Consider the following 1,557-nt stretch of genomic DNA (forward strand, 5'->3'; position numbering starts at 1 on the left):
TTTTGCCGCCTGACTACGGCGGGAGACAGGCGGGTGGCCTGCTGCAGGCTAGCCTGCGCCCGCTCGCCCTCGTGATTGGCCAGATACAGCTTGGCCAGCCAGTCGTAAGCCTCCATCACCCTGTCGTTGTCCTGCAGCACTTCTTCGAACAGCAGGCGTGCCTCGTCGTAAGACTTGAGCCCGGTCAGCGCCTTGCCCAGGCCCAGTTTGGCCCAAGGCAGGGGTTTGAGGCGCAGCACCTCGACGTATAGTTTTTTGGCGCTGTCCCAGTCGCCTATTTTCAGGCTGAGGCTGCCCTTGAGGCGCATAAAATCGAGGGTGAACTCACCCTTGTCCTGTATCTGCCTGTTGCAGGCCTCTACCGCCGCCATGTATTCGAAGCGCATCAGGCTGTCATCGACCACGCGAAAAGCCTCACGCCGGCGTATCGCCCGCTCCAGACGCAGGCGCAGTTCTTCGCCGGTAAAAGGCTTGAGCAGATACTCGTCCGGCGCCATTTCCGCCGCCGAAATCACCCGCTGCGAGCGGCGCTCGCCGGTCACGATCATGAAGACGCAGGATTGCTTGAGCAGGTTGCGCTCGCGAGCCTCTTCAAACAGATACAGCCCGTCGTAGCCGTGGCCCAGATCGTAGTCGCACAACACCACATCAAAGTCGTAGCGCGCCAGCTTGGCCAGCGCATCGCTGCCACGGCTGGCGTACTCGACCCGCTCCGCGCCAAAGCTACCCAGTGTCATCGCCAGTGCGCGCTGCATCTCGGGCACGCTGTCTATCACCAGAAACAATTTGCGCCGGTAGGGATTGAGCTCTTCGGGCGCAGACTGCCTGCTTCCCTTGTAGGCCGAGGCGATCGCCTGAAACGAATTGGACTGGCTGGCGCTCATGTCACCTTCCTGTAGATGGCTCGCGCCATTATCCGGCGACCAGCTTAGCGTAGCGCAGATCCAGCCACTTCATGCCGTGCTCGGCAAAATTGATCTGCAAGCGCACATCGCTGCCGCTGCCTTCGGCACTGACCACCATGCCGGGGCCAAACTTGGCATGACTGACGCTCTGGCCGATATGAAAGCCGCCATAATCGCCCCCTTGAGGCGCCGCCCATGCCGGCATGGAGGCGTTCAGCCACGGCGCCTTGGCTGGTGCCCGCGCGGGCGCTTTCTTGCCGGCCAGCTCGTGCACCAGTTCGGCCGGAATCTCGTCGACAAAGCGCGAACGTATCGGATACCGGCTCTGGCCGTGCAGCATGCGGCTTTGTGCCGAGCTGAGATACAGGCGTTTGCGGGCCCGCGTCACCGCCACATACATCAGCCGCCGTTCCTCCTGCAGACCCTTGCTGTCATTGAGGCTGTTTTCGTGTGGAAATAAGCCCTCTTCCAGCCCTGAGACAAACACCGCATCGAACTCCAGACCCTTGGCGGCATGCACCGTCATCAGCTGCAGCGCATCGCTGCCGGCCTCGGCCTGATGCTCGCCCGCTTCCAGGCTGGCGGCGGTGAGAAACTCGACCATTTCCTGTGCCGGATCATCCGCCACAAAACCCGCGGCGGCATTGATCAG

At 62.0% G+C, this 1,557-nt stretch carries 2 protein-coding genes; both read right to left on the reverse strand.

What is annotated here, in order from left to right; all coding sequences use genetic code 11:
* On the reverse strand, positions 1-884 hold an 884-nt coding region (locus tag ACRC1E_RS06030; protein WP_438514209.1), incomplete at its 3' end, for a response regulator.
* 28 nt (positions 885-912) lie between these two features.
* The coding region (locus tag ACRC1E_RS06035) for a 3'-5' exonuclease (RefSeq protein WP_438514210.1) at positions 913-1,557 on the reverse strand (645 nt) is incomplete at its 5' end.

It is taken from the genome of Craterilacuibacter sp. (genome assembly GCF_051659485.1).
Lineage (GTDB): Bacteria > Pseudomonadota > Gammaproteobacteria > Burkholderiales > Chromobacteriaceae > Craterilacuibacter.